Consider the following 1,529-nt stretch of genomic DNA (forward strand, 5'->3'; position numbering starts at 1 on the left):
GCCAGGTCTTGCGGAATGTGCCCGCGCAGCGTGTCGATCGGGATGGCGGTGCTGCCGGTGTAACCCAGTGACCGGCGTTTGACGACGCGCAGCCGAAACGGCGCGTTGTGCGGCGCGCCGGCCAGCCGGTGCCCGTCGTGGTGGGCGTTGATGTCGCGTACGACGATGTCCGGGTGACCCAGCGTCGCGCCACGCAGCACGGTGTGCAGGCTGTCGACGAGGACCTTGTCGCTGCGCCAGTTGACGTCCAGGGTGAAGCGGGCCCCGGCGCTGCGGGCGGCCCTGAGGTAGGTGTAGATGTCGCCGCCGCGGAAACCGTAGATGGCCTGCTTGGGGTCGCCGATCAGGATCAGTGTCGAGTGCCCGCTGAACGCGCACTCGAGTACCCGCCACTGGATGGGGTCGGTGTCCTGGAACTCGTCGACCAGTACGATGCGCCAGCGCCGCCGCATCCGGTCGCGGGCCGGGGAGTCCTGGGCGTCAAGGGCTTTCGCGAGCCGGGTGAGCAGGTCGTCGTAGCTGAGGATGCCCAGCCGGCGCTTGCGGTGTTCGAGCTCGACCGCGACGGCCCCGGCGAAGCGCACCCGGGCCTCGGCGGCGCTGCCCGGCTCGGGATCGAGCGGGCGCAGCTGCGCGCACGGGTCGCCCACCACGGTGCGGGCCAGGTTCAGTGCGTCGGGGTAGGTGAGCACCGGCTCGTCGGCGCAGCGGCCGAACTCCGCGAGGTACAGGTCGTCGACGATCTCGCCGACGAGGTCGTCGAGGCTCTCCTGCAACCGGACGCCGGCGGCGGTATCGCCGGCCACGCCAAGCGATTTCAGCACCGAGCCGCAGAACTCGTGGGTCGTGGCGATGGTGGCCGCGTCGAAGTTCGCCAGCGCGTCGCGCAGCCGCGCCCGCCGCAGGGCCCGTTCGTCGGCGTCGGCGCCCAGCAGGTGGCCGACCAGATCGCTGCCGGGCGGCACCCGCCCCTCCAGCGCGTCGATCGCCTGCACGATCTGGTCGCGCACCCGTTCGCGCAGTTCCCGGCCGGCGTTGCGGTTGAAGGTGATCAGCAGCATCTCGTCGAGCGTCGCGCCGTTCTCGGCGAGGTAGCGGGTCACCAGACCGGCGAGCGCGAACGTCTTGCCGGTGCCGGCGCTGGCCTCCAGCACAGTGGTGGAGGCATCCCGCGGCAGCGGGCCCATCAGGTCGAAGCGGTCCATCACAGGTCCCTCTCGCCGTCCAGCACGGGCAGCCACACCCGCGCCGCCAGCGCGCCCAGCCGGGTGTTCTCCCCGTGGGCCTCCTCGCCTGCGCGGGGCGGGCCCAGCAACACCGACAGCGGGGCGCCCTTGCCCCACACCCGCGCGTGGGCCCGCTCGGCATCGTCGCCGGGGGCAAGCCTGTCGCCCTGCCACTTCTCTCGCGCGGCGCGAGCCGGATCCTGGCCGTCGCGGCGTGCTTGCGCCCACGCGTAGGACGTCTTCAACGGCAGCGGCAGCGGCTCCCGCCGGCCCGTGTCGTAGAGCGCCACCAAGTCGCCCAGC

2 protein-coding genes are annotated in these 1,529 nt (G+C 72.6%); both read right to left on the bottom strand.

What is annotated here, in order from left to right:
- On the bottom strand, positions 1-1,205 hold a 1,205-nt coding region (locus AC2VOK_RS15685), incomplete at its 3' end, for a UvrD-helicase domain-containing protein (RefSeq protein WP_428901309.1).
- Positions 1,205-1,529, bottom strand: a 325-nt coding sequence (locus AC2VOK_RS15690; protein ID WP_428901310.1) for a hypothetical protein, incomplete at its 5' end; no start/stop codon positions are given. The genes AC2VOK_RS15685 and AC2VOK_RS15690, both read right to left, overlap by 1 nt.

The sequence above is a fragment of the Mycobacterium sp. TH-M116 genome (genome assembly GCF_057473685.1).